The following is a 3,940-nucleotide window of genomic DNA, read 5'->3' on the forward strand; positions in this document are numbered from 1 at the left end:
AGGGCGTGCCCGTGACTTACAACGATCCGCCGCTCACCGACTGGGGCACCAATAGCCTGAAGAACGGTCTCGACACCCAGCGCGTCACCGAGGGGCGCCCGGTGATGGGCGCCGAGGATTTCTCGTACCTCGCCCAGGTCGTGCCGGGCATGTTCTTCTTCCTGGGCGTCGTGCCACCGGACGTCGACCCGCTGCAGGCGCCGGCCAACCATTCTCCGCTCTTCCGCGTCCACGAGCCCGCACTCAAGTACGGCGTGCGCGCGCTCAGCTACCTCGCGATCGACTATCTGAAACGGGAGTAGCTACGGGCATATTCGTAGATCGTCCTCTTCTGCTGCGGATCAGCAGAGGGCATGGACGATGTTGCGACAAGCCGAAGGCTACACGCGACGCGCCAACCAAGAGCGAATTGCCCTGGCAGCAATGACGTGGCGGATAACCGGCAGGGCAACGACGCAACCCACGTGGATCGCCATGGTGGATCGCCATGTCGGCTACTGGCACTTCTGAGACATGATAAGGGACGCGACCGGGGTCCGCCTTCATCGGAAGCGGATCTCTCTATTTAGGCCAGCGTAAAGGCTGCTTGTTAATTCCGGGCCCAACCCAGGCTAGGCAACGGCCGCGGCGCGCTGGAACGCTGGCCGCGCAAGCGCTCACGATAGGCCCTGGCGCGGGGACCGAGCAGGGAGGCGAAGTGGGGCTTTCCCATGGTGTTGAGCGGATAGCCGACCGAAATGTCGGCAAGCGTCATCCGCCCCGCCACCAGGAAGTCACGACCCTCCAGCCGCTGCTCGAGTAGCTTTGCCCGCATCGAGAGCGAGTGGCGAGCATCGGCCAGCACGGCATCGATGCCGGTCTGCATCTCCGGCGTCTTGTTCCGGATGCGGCCGACGCGCGCCATCGCGGAGAGCGGCGCCTGCAGAGTCGCCTCGCCGTACAACAGCCATTGCACGAACTCCGGCCGCTCCGGCTCGTCCGGCGCCACGATCAGGTCGGAACCATGCCGGGCCGCAAGGTATTCGCAGATCGCCAGAGATTCGTAGATCGCCCGGTCGCCGTCGATCAGGGCGGGCAGCGTGCCGGCCGGATTGATCGCGAGATACTCGGGCTCCTGCAGTCGCGGCCGAACACCCAGGGACGTTACGTCGACCGTGGCGCCGATCTCCTCTAGCGTCCACAGCACGCGGAGCGAGCGCGAGGTGGGTACGTGATAGAGCGTGGCCATCAGCCGAGCGCCTCCAGCGATGACGGGGCCGAGGGGCCCAGCCATGCCCGGTTATGGCACCAACCGGATAGGCCGAGAAGCTCACTGCCTGTCCGCTATCGGGTGGAAAGCGGACCGTGATTGCCGGGTTTGCCGTGTGCGAGTGGCGCGCCAAAGGAAGTGAGCCGGGCTGCCATCCTTGTCCACTCGGGACGATGCCTTGACTGGCAGCGCCACGCGCCAGAGCGCTTCGGTCGCCTCAGCGCTTGCGGACGAACTCGGCGCGCAGGACCAGACCCTTGATGGTGTCGTGGCGGCAGTCGATCTCCTGGGCGTCGCCCGTCAGGCGGATGGTCTTGATCACCGTGCCGCGCTGCAGGGTCTGGTTGGAGCCCTTGACCTTCAGATCCTTGATCAGGAGGACGCTGTCACCGTCGGCCAGCAGTTTGCCGACCGAATCGCGCACCTCGACGGCTCCCGCAGGGGCTTCGCCTGCAGCCTTCTTCGCGGCTGCTTCGGCCGCGGGTATCCACTCGCCGCTGGCCTCGTCGTAGACATAGTCGTCGTCGCTGTCGGCCATTTTCGTTTCGGCTCCTGCAAGAGAGCGTGCGCTCTACAGGCCCGGAACAGGCGTCGCAACACCGCGCATTGTCTCCCCTGATGTGTTGCCTCCATTGAAGCGTCCGGCGCATTGCCGACGGCGCAACTGCCCATCAGCTCATGGCGATCTTTGGATGGGAAACCAGTGCCAATCGCACGCTACTTGCAGAGCAAGCGATGCACCTGCTGGTACCCCGCGAACGGAACAAATCGGGAGCCTGAATTGTCGTACTTTTCGCTCGGATCGCCGAGTGCGACAAAATTGGGAGCTAACCCATTGATTTTGTGAGCGCGTGAAAAGTAGTGGTGCCCGAGACGGACCCGGAGCAATCATCCATATCAAGCACTTAGTGCGTAGTGGGACCTTAAAAACTTCCACAGCTTATCAGGGGTTCCTACCACTGTGTCCCACCGCTCGGGACGCTCTTTCCCAATTTTCCCGCAAGCCCGACCAGGGCGGCTGATGGGATGAAATCTTACTGAAGTCGCCAATTCCACGTTCGGGTGGCTAACCGACTTCAACGCGTGGGGCGCTCATTCTTTTGCCTTCTCCGCCAAAGCAATCTTGCTTTGCAGTCGATAGTGCAAGTCACGGAACGTCTGCTCTACGATGTGCAGGGCAATACTCATTGGTTCTCGATCATTGGGCAGAGGATAGCCTAGCAATTCCCAAATTAGTGATTCCGCTAAGGTGGGTTCTTCAACATTTCGATAGCGATGTACCTGCCAACCGCCCCAGATACCCTCTGCACAACTTTGTTCTAGTGTTCTGTAGGTCAGGCCGATTTTAACAAGCCCGGGCTTGTCGGGATGTATCAACAGACACAAGACACCCGATTGTACAGCCTGGCCAATTTCTTCTGGAGTTCTTTGGCCCATTCCACATTGAGGGCAGCCTTCACCTTCCGCCACATTGTTGGGTATCGTGCGCCACTCGTGGCCGTTACTGCATTGAAAGTTGTTTCTTCCAGACCTTTTGCTTTTGACGTGCCCTACTAGGGTGATGCCACGTCCTTCCAGTCGTTTTTTCATCCATTCGGTATTCGCGTAGACATAGTCCGGCAATGGTATTGGTGGAGGCCGTACACCCGCCTTCTTTGCTGCCTCCAAAGCAGACTGCACTAATTTCCATTCCATCTTTTCAATTTCAATTCCTGCTCGAAACGGGATATCTGCCCAACCCGTTGCACTCCAAAAAACCGCTTCGGCCCATTTTGGATCGGGGACGGCAAAGTATGTTTCTAGCTCCCATTTCTGACCGGTCTCTTTGACGATCCGGCCCGCATGTTTTGAGTAATCTCTATTGTGCTCGACCAATCGCTCCTGAGGGAGACGGGTAGTCTGTCCGACCTTGTAAAGGTCCGGATCAGACGGGTGGACCAATACATATAGATAACCTGACTTCATTGTGCTCTCGGTATCCGTATGGCGTCAGAGCGAAAAATCTCGTCGTCCACCTTGGGTCATCCGCGTTAGTTTGACCTTCTGATCGTCACTTCCGGTGTACCTTCAACTTCAGACATTGCCGGACGCGATCGCTACTTCAGAAATGCCAAGAACCGCCCTGACCGACATTCACTTGCCGTCTTGCTACACGTCGAATATACGCGCCTCTTCGGCCGACATAAAAAGCCCCGGAACATCATTCCCCGGAGAGCTCATGGCTCCCGTTTCCACACCGGAACCATTCGACCCGGACCGGTACCGCTCCGCCGCCGCGCACTACGAACGGGGCCGAGTTCCCTACGCCCCAGCTCTGATCCGCCCCCAATTCGGTCGTATTAGAGACCGATACCACCACTTGCCGTACATCGGGCGTCAAGCGAGAGTAGCCGTCGGAGGCATTCATGAAGGGCAGCTTTGGCGCTGTTTTGGCAACGCTGGCGACGCTTGTTGCAACGGGGGCGGTAGCGCAAACAAGTGACGTTAGGCCTAAGCCGCCCAAGCCGACCGTTGACTCCATGATCGATGACATTCTGAAGAGCAAGCAGCCGCCGCAGAAGGTGCTGACGCCTGAGATGAGCCCCAAGCCGGTGCAGGAGGTGACCCGTCCAGCTCCAGCCACATCGGCCTCCGCGTCGCCCTTGACCGCGAGCGAAATCGAGAGCGTTCGGCAAAAGATCCGGCCGTGCT

5 protein-coding genes are annotated in these 3,940 nt (G+C 59.7%); 2 read left to right on the forward strand and 3 right to left on the reverse strand.

The genetic code is table 11. The annotated features are described in order from the left end of the window. A partial coding sequence (locus JWQ89_RS08340) for a M20/M25/M40 family metallo-hydrolase (protein ID WP_366143983.1) occupies positions 1-302 on the forward strand: 302 nt, incomplete at its 5' end. A 287-nt stretch (positions 303-589) separates the two neighbouring features. On the opposite strand, the gene JWQ89_RS08345 is transcribed toward JWQ89_RS08340, so the two are convergent. From JWQ89_RS08345 to JWQ89_RS08355, 3 genes are all read right to left on the reverse strand, one after another. Further along, on the reverse strand, positions 590-1,228 hold the full coding sequence (locus JWQ89_RS08345) for a glutathione S-transferase family protein (protein WP_299640040.1): 639 nt from the start codon (positions 1,226-1,228) through the stop codon (positions 590-592). A gap of 238 nt (positions 1,229-1,466) precedes the next feature. Further along, on the reverse strand, positions 1,467-1,787 hold the full coding sequence (locus tag JWQ89_RS08350; RefSeq protein WP_299640042.1) for an alkylphosphonate utilization protein: 321 nt from the start codon (positions 1,785-1,787) through the stop codon (positions 1,467-1,469). A gap of 554 nt (positions 1,788-2,341) precedes the next feature. Continuing rightward, complete coding sequence (locus tag JWQ89_RS08355) at positions 2,342-3,214, reverse strand: GIY-YIG nuclease family protein (protein ID WP_299640044.1); 873 nt, start codon at positions 3,212-3,214, stop codon at positions 2,342-2,344. A 440-nt stretch (positions 3,215-3,654) separates the two neighbouring features. Between JWQ89_RS08355 and JWQ89_RS08360 the strand changes: the two genes are divergently transcribed. Further along, the coding region (locus JWQ89_RS08360; protein ID WP_299640045.1) for a hypothetical protein at positions 3,655-3,940 on the forward strand (286 nt) is incomplete at its 3' end.

The sequence above is a fragment of the Devosia sp. genome (assembly GCF_028290645.1).
Taxonomy (GTDB): Bacteria; Pseudomonadota; Alphaproteobacteria; order Rhizobiales; family Devosiaceae; genus Devosia_A.

Excerpts from the sequence above, each read along its gene's own strand:
- JWQ89_RS08355 (WP_299640044.1), bottom strand. The coding sequence starts at position 3,214 with ATGAAGTCAGGTTATCTATATGTATTGGTCCACCCGTCTGATCCGGAC.
- JWQ89_RS08345 (WP_299640040.1), bottom strand. The coding sequence starts at position 1,228 with ATGGCCACGCTCTATCACGTACCCACCTCGCGCTCGCTCCGCGTGCTG.
- JWQ89_RS08350 (WP_299640042.1), bottom strand. The coding sequence starts at position 1,787 with ATGGCCGACAGCGACGACGACTATGTCTACGACGAGGCCAGCGGCGAG.